The 21,582-nt window shown below is 58.4% G+C and carries 16 protein-coding genes and 1 pseudogene; 10 read left to right on the plus strand and 7 right to left on the minus strand.

Annotation, left to right across the window (positions count from 1 at the left end; genetic code table 11):
- From P6U31_RS29510 to P6U31_RS29525, 4 genes are all read left to right on the plus strand, one after another.
- On the plus strand, positions 1–1,017 hold the full coding sequence (locus P6U31_RS29510; protein ID WP_407185239.1) for a branched-chain amino acid ABC transporter permease: 1,017 nt from the start codon (positions 1–3) through the stop codon (positions 1,015–1,017).
- Entirely contained in the window at positions 1,014–1,760 is a 747-nt protein-coding gene (locus P6U31_RS29515; protein ID WP_407185240.1) for an ATP-binding cassette domain-containing protein, read from the plus strand. Before P6U31_RS29510 ends, P6U31_RS29515 begins: the two co-directional genes overlap by 4 nt.
- On the plus strand, positions 1,747–2,433 hold the full coding sequence (locus P6U31_RS29520; protein WP_407185241.1) for an ABC transporter ATP-binding protein: 687 nt from the start codon (positions 1,747–1,749) through the stop codon (positions 2,431–2,433). The genes P6U31_RS29515 and P6U31_RS29520 overlap by 14 nt, the downstream gene beginning before the upstream one ends.
- Positions 2,434–2,723: 290 nt before the next feature.
- Positions 2,724–2,882, plus strand: a complete 159-nt coding sequence (locus tag P6U31_RS29525) for a hypothetical protein (RefSeq protein WP_407185242.1) — start codon at positions 2,724–2,726, stop codon at positions 2,880–2,882.
- Here the strand turns inward: P6U31_RS29525 and P6U31_RS29530 are convergent.
- From P6U31_RS29530 to P6U31_RS29550, 5 genes are all read right to left on the minus strand, one after another.
- Positions 2,851–4,122, minus strand: a complete 1,272-nt coding sequence (locus P6U31_RS29530) for an MFS transporter (RefSeq protein WP_407185243.1) — start codon at positions 4,120–4,122, stop codon at positions 2,851–2,853. The two genes, P6U31_RS29525 and P6U31_RS29530, sit on opposite strands and share 32 nt — an antisense overlap.
- A 92-nt stretch (positions 4,123–4,214) precedes the next feature.
- Positions 4,215–5,189, minus strand: coding sequence for a 3-keto-5-aminohexanoate cleavage protein (locus tag P6U31_RS29535; RefSeq protein ID WP_407185244.1), 975 nt, complete (start codon positions 5,187–5,189; stop codon positions 4,215–4,217).
- Between the two features lie 265 nt (positions 5,190–5,454).
- Positions 5,455–6,375 carry a 3-hydroxyacyl-CoA dehydrogenase gene (locus P6U31_RS29540; RefSeq protein ID WP_407185245.1) on the minus strand — a complete coding sequence of 307 codons (921 nt, stop codon included), beginning with the start codon at positions 6,373–6,375 and terminating at the stop codon, positions 5,455–5,457.
- Between the two features lie 500 nt (positions 6,376–6,875).
- Positions 6,876–8,357, minus strand: a complete 1,482-nt coding sequence (locus P6U31_RS29545) for an alkaline phosphatase family protein (RefSeq protein ID WP_407185246.1) — start codon at positions 8,355–8,357, stop codon at positions 6,876–6,878.
- 249 nt (positions 8,358–8,606) lie between these two features.
- Positions 8,607–11,039 carry a CaiB/BaiF CoA transferase family protein gene (locus P6U31_RS29550; RefSeq protein ID WP_407185247.1) on the minus strand — a complete coding sequence of 811 codons (2,433 nt, stop codon included), beginning with the start codon at positions 11,037–11,039 and terminating at the stop codon, positions 8,607–8,609.
- A gap of 902 nt (positions 11,040–11,941) precedes the next feature.
- Here P6U31_RS29550 and P6U31_RS29555 point away from each other — a divergent pair.
- From P6U31_RS29555 to P6U31_RS29575, 5 genes are all read left to right on the plus strand, one after another.
- On the plus strand, positions 11,942–13,030 hold the full coding sequence (locus tag P6U31_RS29555; protein ID WP_407185248.1) for a methyltransferase: 1,089 nt from the start codon (positions 11,942–11,944) through the stop codon (positions 13,028–13,030).
- Positions 13,031–13,095: 65 nt separating this feature from the next.
- A complete protein-coding gene (gene aepY, locus P6U31_RS29560) occupies positions 13,096–14,238 on the plus strand; it encodes a phosphonopyruvate decarboxylase (RefSeq protein ID WP_407185249.1) in 1,143 nt (380 codons plus the stop codon).
- Between the two features lie 197 nt (positions 14,239–14,435).
- Positions 14,436–15,878: a phosphonoacetaldehyde dehydrogenase gene (gene phnY, locus P6U31_RS29565; protein ID WP_407185250.1), complete on the plus strand. Its 1,443-nt coding sequence runs from the start codon at positions 14,436–14,438 to the stop codon at positions 15,876–15,878.
- A gap of 384 nt (positions 15,879–16,262) precedes the next feature.
- Positions 16,263–17,732 (plus strand): RNA polymerase factor sigma-54, encoded by a 1,470-nt coding sequence (rpoN, locus tag P6U31_RS29570; RefSeq protein WP_407185251.1) that lies wholly within the window; start codon positions 16,263–16,265, stop codon positions 17,730–17,732.
- Between the two features lie 157 nt (positions 17,733–17,889).
- Positions 17,890–18,333: a hypothetical protein gene (locus tag P6U31_RS29575; RefSeq protein WP_407185252.1), complete on the plus strand. Its 444-nt coding sequence runs from the start codon at positions 17,890–17,892 to the stop codon at positions 18,331–18,333.
- A 532-nt stretch (positions 18,334–18,865) separates the two neighbouring features.
- Here the strand turns inward: P6U31_RS29575 and P6U31_RS29580 are convergent.
- Together P6U31_RS29580 and P6U31_RS29585 are read right to left on the minus strand one after the other, a co-directional pair.
- The gene (locus P6U31_RS29580; protein ID WP_407185253.1) at positions 18,866–19,072 is read right to left on the minus strand and encodes a cold-shock protein; all 207 of its coding nucleotides are present in this window, start codon (positions 19,070–19,072) and stop codon (positions 18,866–18,868) included.
- A gap of 775 nt (positions 19,073–19,847) precedes the next feature.
- Positions 19,848–20,039 (minus strand): annotated as a pseudogene (locus P6U31_RS29585) (helix-turn-helix transcriptional regulator); the annotation flags it as partial.
- 471 nt (positions 20,040–20,510) lie between these two features.
- Between P6U31_RS29585 and aepX the strand changes: the two are divergent.
- A complete protein-coding gene (gene aepX, locus P6U31_RS29590) occupies positions 20,511–21,437 on the plus strand; it encodes a phosphoenolpyruvate mutase (protein ID WP_407185254.1) in 927 nt (308 codons plus the stop codon).
- Positions 21,438–21,582 lie beyond the last annotated feature (145 nt).

Raw genomic sequence — 21,582 nt, forward strand, 5'->3', positions numbered from 1 at the left:
ATGCTGCGCCACATCAAACATGTGCTGTTTCCGTTCGCTCTCGTGGCCGTCGCTGTGATCGGGCCCTTCGTCCTGGAGCCATTCGACCTCGTCAATTTGTCCGCCTTTTCGGCCATGGCGATTGCAGCGCTGGGACTTGCCTTGGTTTGGGGGACGCTCGGGATCCTCAACCTTGGACATTCCGTGCTTTTTGGCGTCGGGGCATATGCCTATGCCATCGCGGTCTCAAATTTTGGCGACAGCACGCTTGCAGTGCTGATCGGGATCCTGCTGCCGGTAATATTCTCGCTGGTTCTTGGCTCCTGCTTGTTTTTCAGCCGGCTTGGCGACGTCTATCTTGGCGTCATCACACTCTGCGTGACGTTGATCTTCTATTCTTTCATGACATCGACAGCGGATCCCTGGTTTCACATCGGGCCGGTGCCGCTCGGGGGCTTTAACGGCATCACAGCGATCCCATCGCTCAATATGCCAGGCGATCCGCAGGCCTCCTTGTCTCCGGAAGCGACCTTTTCGATCTGCCTGCTGGCGCTGGCGGGGACCTATGTTCTGCTCGCGCTTGTGCGGTCGAGCGATGCCGGTCGGATCATGACGGCTGTCCGCGAGAGCGAGTTGCGCAGCGAGCTTTTGGGCTACGACATCCGCCTCTACAAGCTCGCCGGTTTTGCCTTAAGTGCTGCCATTGCCGGGTTCGGCGGTACGCTTTACACGGCGGTGATGGGGTTCGTCAGCCCCAACGTCTTTGATCTTCCGCAAGCCTCGCAATTCGTTCTGTGGGTTATTGCCGGCGGCCTTGGGACCTTTGTCGGCCCCGTGGTTGCAAGCTTCGCCTTTCAGCTTCTAAGTAGCCACCTTGGTGCCAATCAGGTTTTCAACACGGAGCTGATTTTCGGCGCGACAATTATCTTATTCGTCCTGCTGGCGCCGCAGGGCCTTCAGCCGATGATTGTTCGGATGGCAAACATAAGGCTCTCATATCGTTTGCGCATCTTTAGGCGGAAGGAGAAGCCGGCATGAGCGGCGTCCCCATTCTCGCAACCCGCGGGCTCGTGAAACGCTTCGGGGGCGTTGCCGCAGTTGACGGCGTGGACCTGGTCGTAGATGTCGGCGAAATCCGCTGCCTGATTGGCCCAAATGGTGCTGGCAAAAGTACATTGTTCAAATGCCTCACGCACCAACACCAGCCGACCAGCGGGCATGTTCTGTTCGACGGCCGCGATCTTCAGGGCCTGCCGACCCACCGCATTGCCCGCTTGGGCATCGCGATCAAGAATCAGATCCCGAGCATCTACGCCAATCTTGACGTCCGCGAGAATATACGGTTGGCCGCGCAACGAAGGAAACTCACGAAGCGCGAGTTGGAAAACGTCGTTGATTTGGTTCTCGCCGAGATCGGCTTCGACAATTTTCTTGCGGAACGACCGGCTGCGACCCTTTCGCACGCGCATCGCCAATGGTGCGAGCTCGGCATGCTGCTCGCCAGCGATCCGCGCCTTGCTCTTCTGGACGAGCCAACTGCGGGCATGACACGCGAGGAGATGCTGAAGACGGTCGACATCATCAAGCGGCTCAACGCCCGTGCCACGGTGATCGTGGTCGAGCACGATCTCGAGTTCATCGCCCGCCTCGCCCAAAAGGTCACGGTCCTACACAGGGGAAAGGTGCTGGTGGAGGACAGCATGGACAGGATTGAGGCGAACGAAACCGTTCGGGACATCTACCTCGGCCGAAGGAGGGACGCAGCCCATGCTAAAGGTTGATCGGTTGAGCGCTGGCTATGGCAAGACGCGCGTTTTGCGCGGACTAAGTTTCGACCTCGCGGCTCAGGAAATCTTAGGTCTCGTCGGCCTGAATGGGATGGGCAAAACAACCTTGCTCAAGACCATCATGGGCCTGCTTCCGGCTGAGGACGGCAAGATCCAACTGGACGGCCTTGCGATCGAAGGTTTTCCTGCGCACCGGCGCAGCCGGATGGGCTTCGGCTACACCCCACAGGGCGGAGCGGGATTCCCCGGCCTGACCGTCAAGGAAAATCTCCTGCTCGCAGGTATGATGCCAGGCGCAGGCCATACCAAGCCGGTGAACGAGATTATGTCGCTGTTTCCGCGGCTTGAGAGGCTTCTCGACCGCCCCAGCGCCACCTTGAGCGGCGGGGAACGACAACTGCTAACGCTCGCGCGCACCATGGTTAGGTCGCCGCGGCTTCTTCTCCTTGACGAATTGACAGAAGGCATCCAGCCGTCGGTGACCGATGAGATCGCCGAATGCCTGTTGTCGATCCACCGACTTGAAAGGACCGCGATGATCATCGCCGACCAGGACCTCAGTTTCCTCGCATCGCTGGTCGGCAGAGCGCTCCTGGTCCAGAAAGGAGAAGTCATCGCGCAACGGACCCCTGCCGACCTCCTCACCGACACCGTATTTGACACGTAAGTGACCCGATCATCGGCGCTTCGCAGCAACGAAGCAAGGTGGACGTCGAGGTCGAGGCGGGCCATTCGCCGGCGATAGAGCGGCGCGGGATGAACGTCGCGGAGGCGTATGCGCTGCGCGAAGTCGTGCTGGACGTGGCGTGGCGGCCTGGCATCGCGCCGGAACCTCGGTTCTGTGTGCCCAAGGGGCGCAAGCGCCGCCCTCAGCCACGCCGATGATGGTCTGGTCGTAGTCAAGCAGCGAGGAGCTCCCCCTCGCGCAGGCGAGACTAAAGCGACAAGAGCACCCCAATGGCGATCATCATCGAAATGCGTGGAGCGGTGGTGCGCGCGCTGGTCGAGATCACCCGGTATGGCTTAGATGTGCTCCGCGCCATGAGGCGCGGCTACCTGATCGCAGTTTCGGCGAGCGCCAAGGTCAAACCACCCCTCTCATTCTGCCCGCAATGACGGTCGCAACAACCAAGATCGTGGCCATTCCGATCATGCCGGCGCTAAAGGATCCCGTCGCATCCTTCAGCGAGCCGACCATGTAAGGCCCAACGAACGCACCAAAGGCGCCGATAGAATTGATGAAAGCAATACCGCCGGCAGCAGCCGCACCGGTCAGAAAGCTCTGCGGCATCGTGTAAAGGATCGTCCGCGCAGAGATCGTGCCGACAAGAGCCAGCGTTAAGCATGCAAGCGTGGGCACGAGAGACGAGAGGACCGCCGAAAGGACGAGACCAACTGCGCCGAGCATCAACGCAGCCATCAGATGGTAGATCTTGGACCCCTTGCGATCGACAAGCCCGGCCCAGACCAACATGCCACCGCTTACAAAAAGATATGGCACGGCCGAGAGCCACCCCACCTGCATATCGCTTATGTCGTGAGCCTTTAGAATCAGAGGAAGCCAGATCCCAATTCCGAATGAGCCGATCGTGAAAGCGAACACAATGCCCGTCAGCATCAAGACACGGATATCCTTCATTGCGGGCCAAAAGTCCTTTTTGACGTTCGCATGCTCTTCCATGGCGAGTTCTTGGAGCAGCGCTTCCCGCTCTGAAGGCGTCAGCCACCACGCCTCGGTCGGCTTGTCGGCAAGCAGAACGAAGCAGAGGATGCCGAGAAGGCAGGTTGGAAGGCCCTCAAGCACGAACATCCATTGCCAGCCGGCCAGTCCCCAAAGTCCATCCATTTGGAGTAGGCCGGCAGAGAGAGGGTTGCCGACCAGGGAGGACAGGGGTGTTGCAGCCATGAACCAAGCGAGCGCCCGCGTTCGTGATCGCACCGGAAACCAGATCGAAAGGTACCAAATCACGCCAGGGAAGAAGCCTGATTCAAATGCTCCCAGCAGCAAACGGACCAGATAGAAACTGTACGGCCCGACCACAAATGCCGTCGAGGCTGCCGCAAGACCCCAGGTGATCATGATGCGAGCGAACCAGCGGCGCGCTCCCAAGCGATACATGATCATGTTGCTGGGCACTTCCAGCACGCAATAACTGACAAAGAGAATTCCTGCGCCCCAGCCGAATTGGCCAGGACTCAAGCCGATGGCACTGTTCATTTGCAGCGCGGCGATGCCGACGCTACTGCGATCAATGTTATTGAAGAGATAGCCAAGTACCAAAAGGGTTAAAAGCCGCCGCGTGTTTTTGGCAACAGCGCTGACGACCAGGGCGGACCTTGTCTCGCAGTCCGCCATCTCGTTCTCCTTCCGTAGCCGGCAACCTCGTTCGTCCCGGAGCAGCACGGCTCAGTGAATCGAAGGCGGAACGACGTGAACCAAAGGTATCGCTAGTCCAAGGCGCGATAGGGCGCCTCCAAGCTCAAGTTATCGTCCTGCTCCCGAGCGGCAGAACTGGACGGCTGTGCAGAATGATTCCGTCTCGCAAGTCCAAGCGCCGCGCGAGCTTCAGCTGGTGTGGCGGGCTCATGACCAATGTCTCGAATGGCGCGCACCGTTTTCTCGACGAGCCCTACATTGGTGGCAAGTACTCCCTGTTCAAGGTACAAATTGTCTTCCAGGCCAACACGCACGTGACCGCCGGCGAGCACTGCGTGAATCGTTGCGGGCAACTGGGCGCGACCGACCCCGCTGACGCAAAACATAGCGTCTTTCGGCAGATTGCTGATGAGCATGTCGAGGATCCGAGGCGTATAAGGCAATCCCCCCTGGATTGCGCGATCGGCGCCAAGGACGAAGTTGAACCAATATGGGGGCCTGTCGATCCCTTCATTGATCAGGCGCGTGGGATCTTGAAGAAGGTGAGCGAGCGAAAAGCATTCCCATTCGGGCTTGATGCCCGATTCCTGAAAGCATCTTGCCATGATGTCGCACCGGCTCGGCGAGGTGTTCATCAAGACCTCGCGTCCGTTGAAACTGGCGAGAACCGTGTGAGCGTCAAATGTCGCCATTTCGGCGCCAGCCTTGAGACCTTTGAGGCGCTCTGCGAATATGACTTCGTCAAGACCAGGCTCGATCGGCCGCACCATGTCTCCATCGATGCCACCACCCGTGCTATTGTTGATGATGATGTCGCACTTTGCCGATATTCGCGCGTTGATGTCCCGGTAGATCTCCGGATTGCAGGTCGCACCGTCGTCCGCTCTGCGCGCATGCAGCGCCACGATTGACGCCCCTGCTCCGTGGCACCGGTACACGTCCTCGGCGATCTCGGCGGGTTGCGTCGGCAAATGCGGGTTTTGCGATTTCTTCACAACTCCGCCCGTTGGAGCGATCGTGAGAATGACCTTTTTCTCGAACGTCATCTTGAATGTCCTCTTGTCCTCCGTCGCATGAACCCCTCGCCAGCTTTCCGGTGCGAGGTCGGCAATTCCGCACAGAGCTCGGCGGCTTACGCATCTTGCCCGCGACGATTTGCGTGGGCGCGCGGTCTACCTATGGTGCCAGTTCAATCGCTGCCATCTGCCCCGCCGGACCTGACTTCGCAGATCGGCGCACGCGCAAACGTAGGCGTGGCGAGCGTGCACCGGCCTCGTTGGATCAGGCCATGGCATTCGTCTAAGGGGATGGTTAGATTTCGGCAAATGCGATACCGGTGAAATTGCCCTGGGACCAGAGCAAATTGCGTTTGTTCTTTCCATCCAGATCCGCCGAATAGATCGATCCGGCGAGGTCAGTGACGAACATCTCGTTACCTGGAACGTTGAGGGCTATGCCGATCCCTTCCATGAGGTGCGTGATCAGGATTTCTGGACCACAATCGGTATCCGGTCGTGCCCGATTGACCGTGTTGCCGCGGGGAGGATCGCCGCGGTCGGTCCAATAAAGGACGCGATTTGACTGATCGAACTCCAGGTGAATCGGCTCCGGCAGACCGCCATAGAGCAACTCGACATCCGAGCGATTTGCCGGTTCCTCGCCGTTTGGAATGTCGGTGTTGGCCCGAAAGATCCGGCCCCGCCCGGCATTTTCAGGACCTTTTTGCGTCCAATACATTTGCTGACGCTCGGTATCGATGGTGATGCCAATACACCATCTGGTTGCATCCCATCGATCGACTTCCCCTCGGCCGGCTTCGATGAGCGTCTCGATCTCTGACCCATCGAGATTGCAGCGCATCACGCGCATTCCTTCGCGGTCGCACCAGTAGAGCTTGGCGTTCTTTTGATCGAGTTGGATCTGCTTTGGCGTGAATGTCGCACCGCGTGGGACAATCACTGTCCGAGCCCTTCCATCAATGTCAGCCCGTTCGATTGAGCCGTCGTTGACATCGATCGCCGAACCCATATTGGTCCAATAGACGTGACCGGCACGGACATCGATCGCAAGACCGTCGGGAAGCTGACAATCGGTGACAATCACCTTTCGATTAGAGCCATCCGGATCCATGGCCTGAATGCGGTTGGTGCTGACCTCGAGGAAAAATATTCGGCCAGCTGACGGCTTCGGGGCAATCGAGGGTCTTGTATTGGCGGTGCTGGCACCGGGCATGTTTTTTCGCCTCGTGTGATATGTCATGCACGCTCGTCGCCGACGGGCTTGAGCTCGCAGCAATTCCTGAACCGAGCTCATCGCTACAGGCTTGTGTGAAGGGCGTTTTGAATCGTCCAAGGCTTCAGTCATCTCAGCATCTGGCCATGGTGCCCCTTCCAGCCTTGTCAGGTGGAACCATGCAGGTCTTGACCAGTGACGGAGCAAAAGCTGGGCCAGCTCATGACGCTCTGTGCCCGCCATGGCCGCCCGGCTCTGCCAAAGCCGATGAAACCTTCTTGTGCTATGCGTCCCCGAAAGAAAACGGCACAGCTTTCTTTTTCAATCCGCCAACATGACTGAGAGTGGACCTTTAAGGGCCAAAGCCGAGGCCATCTAGCCCATCGGCGACGGTTGATGCTTGCAGTTTGCGGTCCTGATACCGGAGAGGCGGGGCTAGGAGATCGGTGACTTTTTTGCAGGGGCCGGCGCCTCGCCGCACGGTCCCTTTCGGTGATGGGTTAAACAACACTTGCCGAATCGACGTAGATTGTTGAGCCAACCTGCACGCGACGCAGCTCCTGCCGGTATCCCCCAGCTCTCGCCGTATGAACCGTCTCGATGGTTTGAGGATCTTTTGCACCGAAGATAAGCGCCTCCGCGAGCACGCGTCCGCTCATCGTGGACGGCCGTGAAATGCCAAGCAGGCTGAGCACGGTCGGCGCAAAATCGCAGATATTTGAAGGTACGTGCGATTCCACGCCGCTTCTGATCAGAGGGCCCGCCAGGATGGCGAGCGAGGACATTTCCTTAGGATGCAGCCCGCCGTGCACACCGAGCCCGACCGGCCAATTCGGGCTCCAGCAATGGCCGGGAAAGCCAAAGGGATCGAGACCATCGTCGGCACGATACGAAAACAGTATGTCAGCCGACCGGGGATGATCGGCGAAGACCAGATGGCGAGCGAGGCTACCTGGGGCTATCCCATCCTCCCCGCATCTCGCGGCCGTAAGAACCGGACCACACCAAGGCCGTTCCATCATTGCCGCGACCGTGCGGCAGATGGCCCGGTCGGATGGCTCCGACAGGTAGATGGCACCAACCTGACCTGATAGGACGACCGCTTCAATCCCAGGTCCCGGTACTTGGCCACAACGCACGCCAGTCGCCTTCAACGTGTCGAAGAGATCAGCCTGCGCATGCACTGTGACTTGGCCATGATCGGATGCCACCATGAGGTGCACGCCCTGCGGTGCCCCTTCAGATTCCCACCATTCAAGCAGCCGGCCAAATTGGCGGTCGAGAAAGCCGATCACCTCCAGAGACCGCGTCGCGCCGATTCCGCAATAATGCGAGGTGGTATCAGGCTCGCCAAAGGAGAGAATTGCGACATCGGGCTGAATTTGAGGCCAGACCTCGTCGAGCAACGCCGATGTTACAAAGGCTTGAGCGGAAAGATCGGGCGTCCCGAAAGGCGTCGGCGCGGGCGTTGGCCCAAGCCGCGCCTCGACCCTTTCGAGCATTGCGGCCGATGTTGAGACACGAGGGAAATGACCGGACAGCGTCACTTGGCTGAGAGATCGAGCCTTATGGCTCAGCAGGCGAGTTGCCCCGGCCGAATTGGAGGCGAGAACCGCAAACGTCTTGCCGTTTGTCGCAAGGATCTCGCCCAGCGACGGCACGCCGACCAGATGGCCGCAGCTCGCGGCATCGAGGTCCTCGACCAGGCGGTCATCGCTCGTATCGATCAAGCGCGGCGCTGCGGCCACGCGGTCGAGAAAGCTGTTTCCGACAATGCCATGACGATCCGGCGTCACGCCGGTGATCAGGCTCGTCAGTGAAACCCGGGTCTCGCTGGGATAGATGGTGCGCTGACGCGCGAGCATAGTACCGCGGCGCCGCAGTCTATCCAGGTTCGGCGTCCGCGATGGACTTATAAGATCGGGTCGAAGCCCCCCAAACAGAACGATGATAACGCGGTTTGGGCCTGATCGATCTGACATAATGGCATGCTCGCTTAGCTATATGTTTCAAGGATCCCACAGCTGCTCGCTTGAAGCGCGCACCCCGTGAGATCGGCACAGGCTGGGTCAGACTATGTCAGGCGAACCTTTTCGCACCGGCCATGTGAATCTTTTGTCGTCCGCTCACGGCTATCTCTCAGGACGCGAGATCGTGCCGTTATCATCACACTGACTGCCGCTCCCGGACCCAATACCTGGCCGATCATCCTGCAGACGCGCCCTTTGGCTTCAGCTTCCCTCGCATAGCATTGTCGTCCCGATGATGCCTTCTCGCGCGAGCTCAGCCACATCGCTGTCGGAGAGCTTGAGAAGCCAAGTCAGGATCTCGCTGTTGTGCTGCCCCAATGTCGGCGCTGCTGCACGAATGGCATAAGGTCCTGCCCCTTCGCGGATCGGCATCGATGGCTGTCGATGCGCGCCGATGAAGGGGCGTTCGACTTGCTGCAGAAATGCACGCGAGCTGAGATGGGGATCCCAAAGTAGGTCGACCGGGTGCCGAGCTACGCCGGACGCAATCTTGACCCTCTGCAATTCGAGCATCGACTGATCGGCATCTCGGCTACGCGTCCAGGCTTCGATAGCGTCTTCGATGTCGCCCTCGATGTGACGGCGGGCGTCCGCAGAATGAAGCGATGCGTCCATGGCCCAGTCTCGTCGACCAATAAGAATGGCAAGCCTCTGCCACATCTCGTTGTCGGTTGCGGCTACGATAAGCCAGTTATCCTCGCCCGCGCATCGAAAGCAGCCGTGAGGCACGAACTGCGGATGTCGGTTGCCGTACCTTTTCGGCGGTACACTGTCCATCGACTGGACAGTGAGCCAGGGTGCAGCAAATGGCAGCATGCACTCGATCTGGGCAAGATCAATAAGCTGTCCTTGCCCGGTATCACGGGCCCAAATCAGCGCGATCAGAATTGCGGCGCAGCCGTTCAAGCCGCCGATAGCATCTCCGAAGGCAACATGGCTCATCACGGGCGGCATGTCGGACTTTCCCACCACAGTCGGCAAGCCCGAGCCTTGTTCGAGAGTCGAGCCGTAAGCGCGACAATCGCGATAAATACTATCGGCGCCAAACGCGGACATCGACAGCTGAACCAGTCGAGGGTTGAGCGCTCGGAGCACATCAAAGCCTAATCCGAGCTTCGGCAGGACATCGACTGAATAATTATCGACGACAATATCGGCCGTCGCCAAAAGGCGCTTAACAAGAGCGAGACCTCGTGGCCGCGTGAGGTCGAGTGTCATGCCGCGTTTGCCGCGGTTCATGATACAAAAACATGGTGCCCGCTCATACATCTTGTCTTCGACGAAAGCTCGGCGTCGGTCAACGCCGCGCCACCAATCCGGACGTTGGATGCTCTCGATCTTGATGACGTCTGCACCAAGATCGGCCAGAATGCGCGTACACAACGGTCCTGACCAGCCCATCGAGAAGTCTATCACCCGAACCCCATCCAACGGGGGCCGTCCGGCGCCATCGGAGGCCGCTGAAGGTGAAGGCAGACGCCTCCGTACGTTCGCGATAGCCTGCCGTTCGCCCAGAGCCGGTACCCTCCCTCCTTGGCGGGGCGGCGTTAACGTCAACCGCTGCATCGAGCCGACGGTCAGGCCATCTTCTTCGCCAAGGGGAACCGGAACGATCGCCCCGCGGCTTTTCTTCTCGGTGTCCCGGAGAAGACCAGACATCTGGGGAACCGGGACGATAGGGATCTTGCGTTTAAGCCCCTCGGTAAACCACTGCTGCGCCGTACGCGTTTGCAGTCGCGGTACGATCTGTTGTTCGATCCGTTCAATGTCTTGCAGACGATCCTTGCCGAGGAGCAGATCCCGATTGTTTCCAAGTTCGGAAAGCCCAAGCATATCGCAAAACGCTCTCCACTGAGCGGGTGTGAAGGCTGTGACGCCGAGCCATCCGCTTTTTGTTTCGTAAATTCCCGCCGGAAAGACCGGCCAGAACCGATTGAGGCCAAGACGGCGTACGACGTCGCCGTGCGCTGATGCTTCAAAGATGAGGTATTCGCTAAGAGCAAGGCTCGATTCGAAGATGCTGAGTGACCACCTCCGGCCCTGTTTCCCGCGCATTCGAGCCATCACCGAAGAAGCAGCGGCAATAAAGCCCCAAAGGCCGGCAAGAACCCCGGTCTGGAAATCTGGAGCGTGTGAAGGGGGTCCCTCTGCCGGTCCAATCAGCTTGATGAGGCCAGCAAGAGCACGGATTGTCGAGTCCGTTGCTGCAAAGTCTGCATAGGGTCCGCAACGGCCGAACCAGCTCGCCTCCAAATGGATCAAGCCGGGGTGGTGCTCACGGATCGCAACGATATCGATGGGCGGGCAATCCGCGGGATCAACATCCCGACCATCGATCAGGACATCGCAATCCTCGATCAGTGCGGTTAGTCGGGCGATCGCGCCCGCCTCAGCAGGATCGATGATCGTGCTCGATTTGTTGAAATTGAGAAATGCAAACCACGCGCTTTGGCCCTTGGGAGTGAGTGGCGCAGTACGGCGGATTCGATCTCCTCCCGGCGGCTCGATCTTCTGAACATCAGCGCCAAAATCTGCGAACAATCGCGCGCAATAGCTGCTTGCGTCGGAGCTGCCGATCTCGATCACCCTCAGATGCGACAATACCCCCGGAGACTTTTTCCTTTTGTTGTCCATACCATGCCCCAAAACTTCACTCGCCGAATTCGCGTCTCGACGAGCGAGCGTTGCCGCCGCCTAGCAGGCCATGGCTATTCCGGCGATCGTGGTAGAGCGATCAAGAGCCCGTTCTTGAACCGGCACTCGGAACCGCGCCCGAGCATTGCGGAAAACACGTGAACCCGAGTGACAATGACGAGGACACTCAACATCCAGCTCGAAGACTCAAAATGTTCATCAAGTGGCCGGCGCTTGGCTGTCCACGGCTGAATGAATTGCCGAATTTATGTAGAACATGGGAATACCTCAATGCAGACAAAACCATTTGCGATCTCTTCGCTCGTAGAGGACGCCAACACAGCAACAATCGTACCAATCACGTCGCGCGCGATTCATAACGCAAGACAAGGGCGGATAGACTCTGCATCTCGCTCGACGCAAAAGCACATTGGACCGATTATTACAAACCGTTCGAAACGAGACAAAGCGTCGGCTTGCGTTCGGCTATCTGCCGCGCAGGATAAAATGGACGAATGTAGCACCACTCTCAGATGGTGGCAGCCTGTCGCTCCACACCTCGTCGTCAACTACCAACGCTCGCAATTGATCGCGCGTAAAGACGTGTGTCACTGCAGACTAAGACGAGCGCTACAACAAGGCGCCGTCAGCGGTCCACATGCAAACAGGAGCCCTCCACCTCATGGAAACGTATACTGAATCGGACGCGCATTCGCCGATCGCAGGCCTCAGATGCCACCGGAGATCCTTGTTCTCGGTCTGCCGATCGGTCTGTCCCGAGTTACCGCGCCTTTAGTGTCGTTCGTTGCCGCCCCAGCTTTCTCAGCGATGAGAGGTTTGCCGGCCTGATGAGCGACATCATCTGCTGCTGAATGCACTTTCATTTAAAGAGACATGCGACCATGCAATCATCTGCTGCATCATCTGGAACCGCTTTGAAGTCCCAAGGCTCGCCCGATGACCTGGACTGCGCGCCGAACATTGCGCAGATCATCAAGTGGCGCGACAGCTCCTATGCCGCGGATCTTTATATCGCGGCAGTCTCATGGCTTGATCTTTTTACCTACCTTGATGGTCACCCGGTCACGGAGGAGGAGCTTCGGACCCATTTGTCCCTTCGAGACCGTCCGACGCGAACCATGCTTCGCCTCTTCGAATCCTGGGGCCTCATCACCAGAGAGGCCGGCCGGCTGCACGCAACCGCCGCGGCCGTTCGTTATCTGAGTGGAAACTCCCCGGATAGCGTCGCATCCTATATCGCTACGATGAAGTACAAGCCTTCGGTGCGCGAACTTTACGAACTTTTGCGAGATGGCGGCACCAACACCTGGCACGTCGAAAGTGGGGTGACGAAGAGCTGGGACGCGCTGATGCAGACCGACGAGTTCGCTGACCTGAATACACGCGGGATGGAAGAACGAGGACGAGTTTTTGCTCCTCACCTTGCAACTCTTCTTGACTGCACGAACGACAGTTCTGTCCTCGACCTGGGCGGTGGATCGGGTGTGTATTCCGCCTATTTGCTCATGCGCTATCCCGCACTCACAGCAACCATTTTGGAACGGCCACCCGTTGACCAGCTCGCGCGGCGATGCCTCACGGATCGCAATCTTTACCCGGATCGCGCCCGAGTGATTGCTGGAGACATGTTCGTTGATCCCCTGCCAAGGGGCGCAAGCGTCCATCTTTATTCGCACGTTCTTCATAATTGGGGATCAGACAAGGTCCGCCTGCTCCTGAACAAGTCTTACGACGCTCTTGATGCCGGCGGGCGCGTTGCAATTTTCAGCTGCCACCCCGACGACCGTGGAGGAGCGCCCTCTCCGGCTGCTGAAGCAGAATATTCCGTGCTGCTGACGACAGGGTACGAGGGTTGCTGTTACAGCTTCGAGGACATGCGCGCGATGGTTGAGAAGGCGGGCTTCCAGCAGGTCGATTACCATAAGTCAATCTGCAACCGCAGCCTCGTTGTCGCACGAAAGCCCACCTGACATTTAGGATAGCTTGAGGCGGCCGCTGATGCTGCCGCTGCTCTTCGCCAATTTGTGAGTGCGACATGCCGATTCAGACCAACGTTCTGTTGTCGAAACTCCGGACGGCTGGGTACACTCTTTTCTCCGGCGTCCCCTGTTCATACTTTGCTGACCTGTTCGACGAAGCGGCTCGTCAGCCTGGATTCCTGGCGATCCCTGCAGCCAACGAAGGCAGTGCAGTTGCCCTGGCCGCCGGCGCGGTGCTCTCTGGCCGCCGAGCCGTGGTGGCACTCCAGAACTCCGGCTTCGGAAACATCATCAACCCGCTGACGTCATTTTTAATGGTCAGCGAAATACCGGTCCTGCTCCTGCTATCAGTCCGCGGTCACCCCGACGAGCCTGCGGACGAGCCACAACACAAGATCATGGGGGCCAAGACAATGGCTCTCTTGGACTTGCTCTCTATTGAGTGGTGGGACTTCGACGGGACAGATCCCGGCGCGGATCGCGCCATCGCGCGTGGCGGGGAGTTAATTCGAAAAGGGGCGTCCTTTGCGCTGCTCTTTCGGAATGGCCAGCTTTCCAGTTGCAGCGCAGTAAACCGACCGCCTCGCACGACTGACTATGGCCTCAGTGTTGGGGAGGCCATCGAATCGATTTGCAGGCAGATCGACCCGGATACCGTCATTGTTTCCACGTCCGGATTCATCTCTCGCGAGCTGTTCCGCGTCCAGGATCGTCCGCTGAATCTCTATATCCAGGGCGCGATGGGCCATTGTGGCGCGGTCGCCGCAGGGCTCGCGCTTGCAGCGCCCGCGAGAACCGTCCTGGCACTGGATGGAGACGGCAGCGTCTTAATGCATATGGGCGCTCTCTCGACCATTGGCTACGCAAGTCCAAACAATCTGATCCACGTGGTGCTCGACAACGAAGGCTATGTTTCAACAGGTGGTCAGCTCTCGACCTCGCGAACATCATCTCTCGACGTAGTTGCCTCTGCCTGCGGGTATCGCACGGCCGCTCTTTGCAAACGGTCAGATCATCTCATCGCAGTGACGCAGCAATGCTTGAGTACGCGTGGCCCTCATTTCATCGTTTGCAAGGTCAATCGGCAACATCCTTCACTGCTTCCTCGCGTCACGTCTCGTTATTCGCCGCTTCAGAACAAGACCGCATTCCAGCGAGCGCTCTACAACCGCGGCGCCGAGCCAGTTGCAGCACAGTAGAAGGAAATCGTGATGCACCGGGAGCCATCATATTCGAGACGGGCCTTGCCGCGCCTGGTCTGCATCGGCAGGCTTCTCCCAAGCAACCTGCCAGCAATTAGCCACTTCCGTCGGCTCCCCGCGGCCAGGGCTTCCAATCCGACGAAGTCGCGGCACATTCCAGCAATCCCTCTGTCACATCCTGCTTGAGCTATCCCATGCCTGATATCGATCACGACTATCATCCGATGCTCATAGCAGGTTCGCCTTGCCATTCGGATCTGACGATCGAAGTGAGGAATCCTTTCACGCGGATGCTGGTCGGCAAAGTGCCGCAGGCACGACCGGAACATGTACGGAAAGCCTTTCAGGCCGCGGCCCGAACTCGACTTCAGCTGAGCCGACGCGAACGGACAGATATTCTACTCGGAACCGCAAACGCGGTGAGACGAGATCAAGATCAGCTTGCTCGGCTCATTACGTCGGAGACTGGTCTTTGCCTGAAAGACGCCCTGCATGAGACCAAACGCGCCTACGACGTCTGGTCGTTCGCCGCCCACTCGATGGTTCAGAGCGAGGGCGAGATTTATCCATGTGATATCGGCACAACGCCTCATAAGCGACGCATCTTTTCCATGCGTAGGCCCCTTGTCGGTGTGATCTCAGCCATCACGCCATTCAATCATCCGCTCAATATTGTCAGCCATAAACTTGCTCCCGCCATTGCGACAAACAACCGGGTGGTTCTCAAACCGTCCGAGCGAGCTCCACTAACGGCCCTGGCACTTGGCAGGATCCTGTTGGAACAGGGACTGCCAGAGGAGATGCTCTCAATTCTCACGGGAACTCCGCAGTCGCTGGAAGATGCCATGTTCACCGACCCGGACGCGGAGCTGGTCACATTTACAGGGTCAGTTTGCGTCGGGCGATACATTGCCGAGCGGGCCGGATACCGGAAGCTCATCCTCGAGCTCGGAGGCAATGACCCCATCATCGTTCTTGAGGATGCTGATCCCGAACGTGCCGCGCAGTTGGCTGTCCAAGGTGCAATCAAGAATTCGGGGCAACGATGCACAGCCGTCAAGCGCGCTTTGGTCGCCGAAACGATCGCGGACGATTTTGCCGATCGTGCGCTCCATTACACGCGGCAGCTCGTGACGGGCGACCCCAGCGACCCCTTGGTGAACGTCGGGACCGTGATCAGCCAAGAGGCCGCTCAGCTTATCGCTCGACGTGTTGCCGGCGCCATCGATGAGGGTGCGGTTCGGCTATTCGGCAGCCAGCCTGACGGGGCATTTTATCCACCTACGCTCCTGGATCATGTTCGCGCAACCTCCGAACTTGTTGTTGAAGAAACATTCGGCCCCGTATTGCCAATCATCCGTTGCCCAAACGATATCGATCAGATCATATCAATCGCGAACGCGACCAAGTTTGGACTTTCCGCAGGCGTTTGCTCGAACAGGATTGATCAGGTTACCAGACTGATCAATGGTCTCGACGTCGGAAACGTGAACGTATGGGAAGTCCCCGGTTATCGGACCGAAATGACGCCCTTCGGCGGTATCAAGCAATCTGGGCTCGGCTATAAGGAGGGTATTCTCGAGGCGATGCGCGGATTCACGCAGCTGAAGACGTACTCACTGCCTTGGCCGGCTTAGGTCGCAACGGACCACCGTTCCGAAAATTGATTCATGGGACAAGTGGCCAGCCTACTCGCTTCCCGTCAGTGCCATCAAGAACGACGATAAAACGGGAATCGGACCAGGGAAAGCCCCCCCGCCGCGGAACGATTGCCAAAGCGCATTCAGTGTCAAACATGCGGGCGGTGATCGGAAGAGCGACGATCCGCCTCATGTTGCAACGACACAACCATTCCAAGAGGATTTCAATTACTGGACAATTCTTCCGGCATACCAACCGTCCTTCCAATCGTGCACACAAGAAACCCATCTCGCCTCTGCTTTTGCGCGGCATCAATGCGGGAGGATCAGCTCCTGACTAGATGAAGAAACCGCAGCTCAGTCAGTATTGGTTCTTACTCCATGTCGTTCGCGCAGAGGTTAGAGTTCCGGCAATCGCAATCGCTGGTCATGTCGCCACAGCTGATGCAGGCCATCAAGCTGCTGCAAATGTCCAATCTCGATCTCTCGACCTTCGTGGAGGAAGAACTCGAGCGCAATCCTCTGCTCGAGCGCGCCGGTGGCGAGGTGGCTGGCGTCGAATCCCAGACAGGCGTCGGTGACGTCATCGCCGAACAGCCGGCGGAAGCGGACACGCGCAACGCTGAGGATACCGCGCCGACCAGCTACACGGAATGGGGCGGCGGCGCCTCGGGAGACGAAGACTACAATCTTGAAGCTTTTGTCGCCGCCGAGACGACATTGTGGGGCTCGCTCACTGAGCAGCTCTCGGTCGCCTTCACCGCATCCGCGCAGCGCATGATCGGGCAGTACCTGATCGATCTCGTCGACGAAGCCGGCTATCTGCCGCCCGATCTCGGCGGGGCTGCCGAGCGTCTTGGCGCAACGCAAAAGGACGTCGAGGACGTTCTTGCCGTGCTGCAAAGATTCGATCCGCCCGGCGTCTGCGCGCGATCTTTAAGCGAATGCCTGGCGATCCAGCTCCGCGAGCTCGATCGCTACGATCCGGCGATGCAGGCCCTCGTCGAACATCTCGACGTCCTCGCCAAGCGCGACATCGCGACGTTGCGCAAGCTCTGCGGCGTCGACGACGAGGACATCGCCGACATGATCAACGAGATCAGGCGGCTCAATCCCAAGCCCGGCATGAAGTTCGGCTCGGCGCGGCTCCAGACCATGGTGCCTGACGTCTATGTCCGCCCGGGTCCTGATGACGGCTGGCATGTCGAGCTCAACAGCGACGTCTTGCCGCGCGTTCTGGTGAACCAGACCTACTATTCTGAGCTGTCGAAGAGGAGCGGCAAGGACGGGGAAAAATCATATTTCACTGACGCACTACAGAATGCGACGTGGCTGGTGCGGGCGCTCGATCAGCGCGCCCGCACCATCCTCAAAGTTGCGGCCGAGATCGTGCGTCAGCAGGATGGCTTCTTCACCCATGGGGTCGCGCATCTGAGGCCACTGAATCTGAAGGCCATTGCCGACGCCATTCAGATGCATGAATCAACGGTGTCGCGCGTTACCGCCAACAAATACATGGCGACAAATCGCGGCACATTCGAGTTGAAATATTTCTTCACGACCTCAATCGCCTCGGCCGACGGCGGCGAGGCGCATTCGGCGGAAGCCGTGCGTCACCACATCAAGCAGCTGATTGATTCGGAGGAGCCGTCCGCGCGGCTGTCGGATGATACCATTGTGGAACGCTTGCGCGCTTCGGGCATCGATATTGCCCGTCGCACGGTCGCGAAGTACCGCGAAGCCATGCGAATTCCATGCTCTGTGCAGCGCCGCCGCAATAATGAGTGGATAACAACCAACAAGCCGAGCATGGGCCGGAGCTCGGCGCGACAAGAAATCCGAAGACGCTGACACTGGGAATTCCGAAGGCGGGGTCTACCGAGACTGAAACTACCGAAAAGCCCCTGGCGCTCTTCGGGCATGATTGCTCGCCTCGGATACGTTGCGCACAAGCGAGGGCTTGACGGGGTAACACAAGAGACCAGGACTTTTCCCCGGCAAGCTCAACATGATCACCGGCATGAAGCACATGGTCACAACGGGCTCGAACGGCGGTTGCGGCCTCATGTCAGCCGATCCGAGAAGGATACAGGGTGATCTTGGCCTGCTGCCGCTGCTGACCAGCGGCTTTCAGTTCGATCTGGCGGACTTCACGCAACGCAATATCGCCGGTCTGGCTTTACCCAGGTCTTGCGCTGAACGCCAATCACGAGAAAAACACGCGCAACGCAGTCGGCTACATGCCCGCGCGTCTGTACGTTCCACCCCCGCAGGCAGGTTGGCCGCACCGCCGGCAGCGGTTCAAACAATCGCCCTGGGATCATCGAAGACCGCGCAGGAAAGACCGGAGGAACAACTACCCGCGCCGCCTTCTTTTGCAGCCGGCGGAAGCCCGTCAGCTTCTCGCAAGCCTTCCCGCGTAGCGGGAGCTTCATTATTTGACGGAAGATGATAGCGCGGAACAATCATTCATCTATGGGCGGGCTTGATGAAGACCAATCTGCGGGACGATCGTGTCGAAGGCGAGGCGTGCGCAAGAGCCCCTTGATCTCCAATTGGCAAATGCTCCCGAACTGCCGAAAGCATCGCCCGCATCTCGGGCGGCGGATGCCAAGCGATCATGTGCGAGGCATCTTCAGCAGGCGCTCCAGCGATAGAAAACGTCCCAAGGCGGAGCACCATCGGAGTTAATGAGCACTTTTCCGGGTCAGATCTCGCGATGCGATGAACGCTTCGCCGGCCCCATAATTGTCGATCGGCGCGCGCAGAGAGCCTTTCGGCCGCGAGGACGAGCACGACCGCGTTAAGAGCGCTTCATCGTCTCGCAATGGCATATCTGAGTATCGCACATTGCCCTCTTTGTCGTTTCCGCTGAGATAGGGAGTGGTAACGTCAACAACGCGTAACCACTACCCCCGCAGCTATCCTCATCTTTCCAAGACAGGCTGTACGACCATCGAACACACCTCATCCGAACGCTCGGATCAACCCACTCTTAGATCCTCAGCTGACACCTTGCCCGAACGCCCCTCCTTGAGCTCATAACTTACGCGAGCTCCCTCTTCGAGAGTGGTGTAACCGGCCCTTTCCACGGCGCTCAGGTGCACAAAGACATCGGCGCTACCATCCTCGGGCCTGATGAATCCGTAACCCTTGGTCGAGTTGAACCACTTCACAATACCTATTGCCACTTCGGCACCTCCATAGTGAACTTGTGTGATCTACCGAAGAGTCTGTTGGCCATCAAGAGCAACGGCAAACACCATGCGGCGTTTATCCTGTCGCTTTCTATCGGATCTCCCAGCCTTCGCTCCGATATGCGAACAACAACGATTCCGATGACGCGAAGAACTATCGCGTGCTGCGGTGGCAATCCAGCTGACGCTTTGCCTTTGCTTCAGTCGTTGCGGCTAACAGTTCACGGGGCAGCTGAATGCGCGGCACACGCCGCCGCGCTTGCCCCAAACTCGAACACGGCATTGTGGCTCGCGAAGAGCGCTCGCTAGCTGCCAATGCTTCTTGGAAGCCGCTTGAACTCGGTTAGAAGTGCAAGCCATGGAATTCCGGCAACGTCCCCCCGGGCAGCGCACTTGAAAATTGGGCTGCTGACGGTCATTGCCGCCCCAGGGCGTCTGCCCCGCTGTTGGCTGGCCGGGACTTCGGACGTCCGCCGCTCCAAACACCGGACTACAAGCGGCGACCCATTGACGACCAGCAAGCGCGCAACAGGGAACCGTCATCAGGGCTTGGCTCACCATCCAGCCTTTTGGAGAGCCTGTACGCCGGCGGCGCGACGCGGGCTCGCTCGTCAGCGTTGGACCTCACCACTGCGGTCGGCAACGACATAAACGCACGCGACGTTCATGGTACCAGCGCCTTTTCATCGACTTACAGCTGCCAGCGCGGAACGATTAGCATTTCGCTACAGCAATCCATGGTCTTGTTAGCCCCACCGCGAGCCACGGCTTAAATAAGTCCCAGCCGTCGCGCTTTGACGACAGCCTGGGTCCGGGTGCTCGCGTCGAGCTTTCGCATCGCATTCTTGATATGAAAGTTGACGGTGTTATCGCTGACCTTCAGGATGACCCCGATTGCCCAAGATGATTTCCCGTTCTCGACCCATCTCAAACACTCTACTTCCCGCTCTGATAGCACAACCACTCTCTCATCGACATCCGACATGACCTTCTCCTGGGCTTGAGAGAACAGGAACGACACCAGCAAATGCCATACCATTCACTCGCCCGAGGCAAACTCACGCAGAATCAGAACAAGTTCGTCGAAGCTGGCGCTTCCACTCTCGCCAAGCTGCCATCTCAAACCAGCAATATCGAGGAGCTCTCGCCATCTGTCGTAAACGCAACAGCAGCATTACGACAATCGTAGGCTCGATGCGTGCGTCAAAGTCTGTGTGAATTTGACGTTACCCCTTCACTGCTTTCCGTCACGCCAGAGCGCGCGAGCAACGCCCATGATCTAGGTCGACTCGAATTCACGTCGATACGCGGTAATCATGCAAGCCGTTTGCCTCGAGATAAACTACCAAAGCTGGTCATTGAGCGCCGTCAACACATAAGGATATGAACAGCGACTTTGCGTCAATCGAAGCTCGGCCTTTAGGATTTGTGCATGCAGGATCAACCACAAGGCCATCGACCTGCGGCAGGCCGTCAAGCCGCGCGGCGATCGCCTGTCGAAGAGCTTCGCGCCGAGATATGCTCAATTGGTGAGCTCTCGTTTCTGATGGAGGCGCATGATGGCCTTTCGGCTCGAATTGCCGAGCGATCTGGCTTCAAGGGTCTCTGGGCGTCCGGTTTGTCGATCGCCAGCTCGCTCGGCTTTCGCGATGCCAACGAAGCGTCATGGAGCCAGCTCGTCGAGAGCGTCGAACGCATTGTGGATTCGACTGAGCTGCCGGTGCTCGTTGACGGGGATGGCGGCTTCGGCAATTTCAACAATGCGCGCCTTCTCGCTCGCAAGCTTCGTCAGGCTGGAGCTGCGGGCGTTTGCTTTGAGGACAGCTGCTTTCCAAAGCTGAACTCCCTCGTTGGAGAGCGGCATGAGATCGCCGATGTCGATGAGTTTTCCGGTCGTTTGCGGGCTGTAAAGGATGTCGTCGGCGAAACTCTTATTCTTGTCGCCAGAATCGAAGCGCTGATCGCCGAGCACGGACTAAACGAAGCTATCGTTCGAGCCCACGCTTATGCCGATGCGGGGGCCGATGCTGTCCTGATCCACTCACGAAAGAGCAGCGCGGACGAGGTGCTTTCGTTCGCTACCGCTTGGGAGAACCGCCTCCCTGTCGTGATCGTTCCGACGACATACTACCGAACGCCAGTCTCCGCCTATCGATATGCGCACATCTCCACGGTCGTTTGGGCCAATCACTCGATGCGAGCTGCAGCAGCTGCAATGCGCCGTGTCTGCGATGCAATCGTAGCCCAAGAGAGCGTTACAAACATCGAAGCTCATATCGCGCCGCTCACTGAGATATTCGCACTTATGAGATATGATGAACTCGCCGCGTCCGAGAAGCGATATCTGCAGGCTCGATAGGCCAAGACAGCAGGGCGGAAACCTGAATTTGCATTCATCAAGGCATGCCCAATGCGCCCTCGCCTCTCATCGGTTCTGCTGCGGGGTCCCTCAAACGGCTCCGACGTAAACGTTTTGGACACGGCGGAGCATCGGTTCATACGGA

It is taken from the genome of Bradyrhizobium centrosematis, assembly GCF_045571495.1.
GTDB lineage: Bacteria > Pseudomonadota > Alphaproteobacteria > Rhizobiales > Xanthobacteraceae > Bradyrhizobium > Bradyrhizobium centrosematis.

Excerpts from the sequence above, each read along its gene's own strand:
- P6U31_RS29510 (WP_407185239.1), top strand. The coding sequence starts at position 1 with ATGCTGCGCCACATCAAACATGTGCTGTTTCCGTTCGCTCTCGTGGCC.
- P6U31_RS29515 (WP_407185240.1), top strand. The coding sequence starts at position 1,014 with ATGAGCGGCGTCCCCATTCTCGCAACCCGCGGGCTCGTGAAACGCTTC.
- P6U31_RS29520 (WP_407185241.1), top strand. The coding sequence starts at position 1,747 with ATGCTAAAGGTTGATCGGTTGAGCGCTGGCTATGGCAAGACGCGCGTT.
- P6U31_RS29525 (WP_407185242.1), top strand. The coding sequence starts at position 2,724 with ATGGCGATCATCATCGAAATGCGTGGAGCGGTGGTGCGCGCGCTGGTC.
- P6U31_RS29530 (WP_407185243.1), bottom strand. The coding sequence starts at position 4,122 with ATGGCGGACTGCGAGACAAGGTCCGCCCTGGTCGTCAGCGCTGTTGCC.
- P6U31_RS29535 (WP_407185244.1), bottom strand. The coding sequence starts at position 5,189 with ATGACGTTCGAGAAAAAGGTCATTCTCACGATCGCTCCAACGGGCGGA.
- P6U31_RS29540 (WP_407185245.1), bottom strand. The coding sequence starts at position 6,375 with ATGCCCGGTGCCAGCACCGCCAATACAAGACCCTCGATTGCCCCGAAG.
- P6U31_RS29545 (WP_407185246.1), bottom strand. The coding sequence starts at position 8,357 with ATGTCAGATCGATCAGGCCCAAACCGCGTTATCATCGTTCTGTTTGGG.
- P6U31_RS29550 (WP_407185247.1), bottom strand. The coding sequence starts at position 11,039 with ATGGACAACAAAAGGAAAAAGTCTCCGGGGGTATTGTCGCATCTGAGG.
- P6U31_RS29555 (WP_407185248.1), top strand. The coding sequence starts at position 11,942 with ATGCAATCATCTGCTGCATCATCTGGAACCGCTTTGAAGTCCCAAGGC.
- aepY (WP_407185249.1), top strand. The coding sequence starts at position 13,096 with ATGCCGATTCAGACCAACGTTCTGTTGTCGAAACTCCGGACGGCTGGG.
- phnY (WP_407185250.1), top strand. The coding sequence starts at position 14,436 with ATGCCTGATATCGATCACGACTATCATCCGATGCTCATAGCAGGTTCG.
- rpoN (WP_407185251.1), top strand. The coding sequence starts at position 16,263 with ATGTCGTTCGCGCAGAGGTTAGAGTTCCGGCAATCGCAATCGCTGGTC.
- P6U31_RS29575 (WP_407185252.1), top strand. The coding sequence starts at position 17,890 with ATGATCACCGGCATGAAGCACATGGTCACAACGGGCTCGAACGGCGGT.
- aepX (WP_407185254.1), top strand. The coding sequence starts at position 20,511 with ATGCAGGATCAACCACAAGGCCATCGACCTGCGGCAGGCCGTCAAGCC.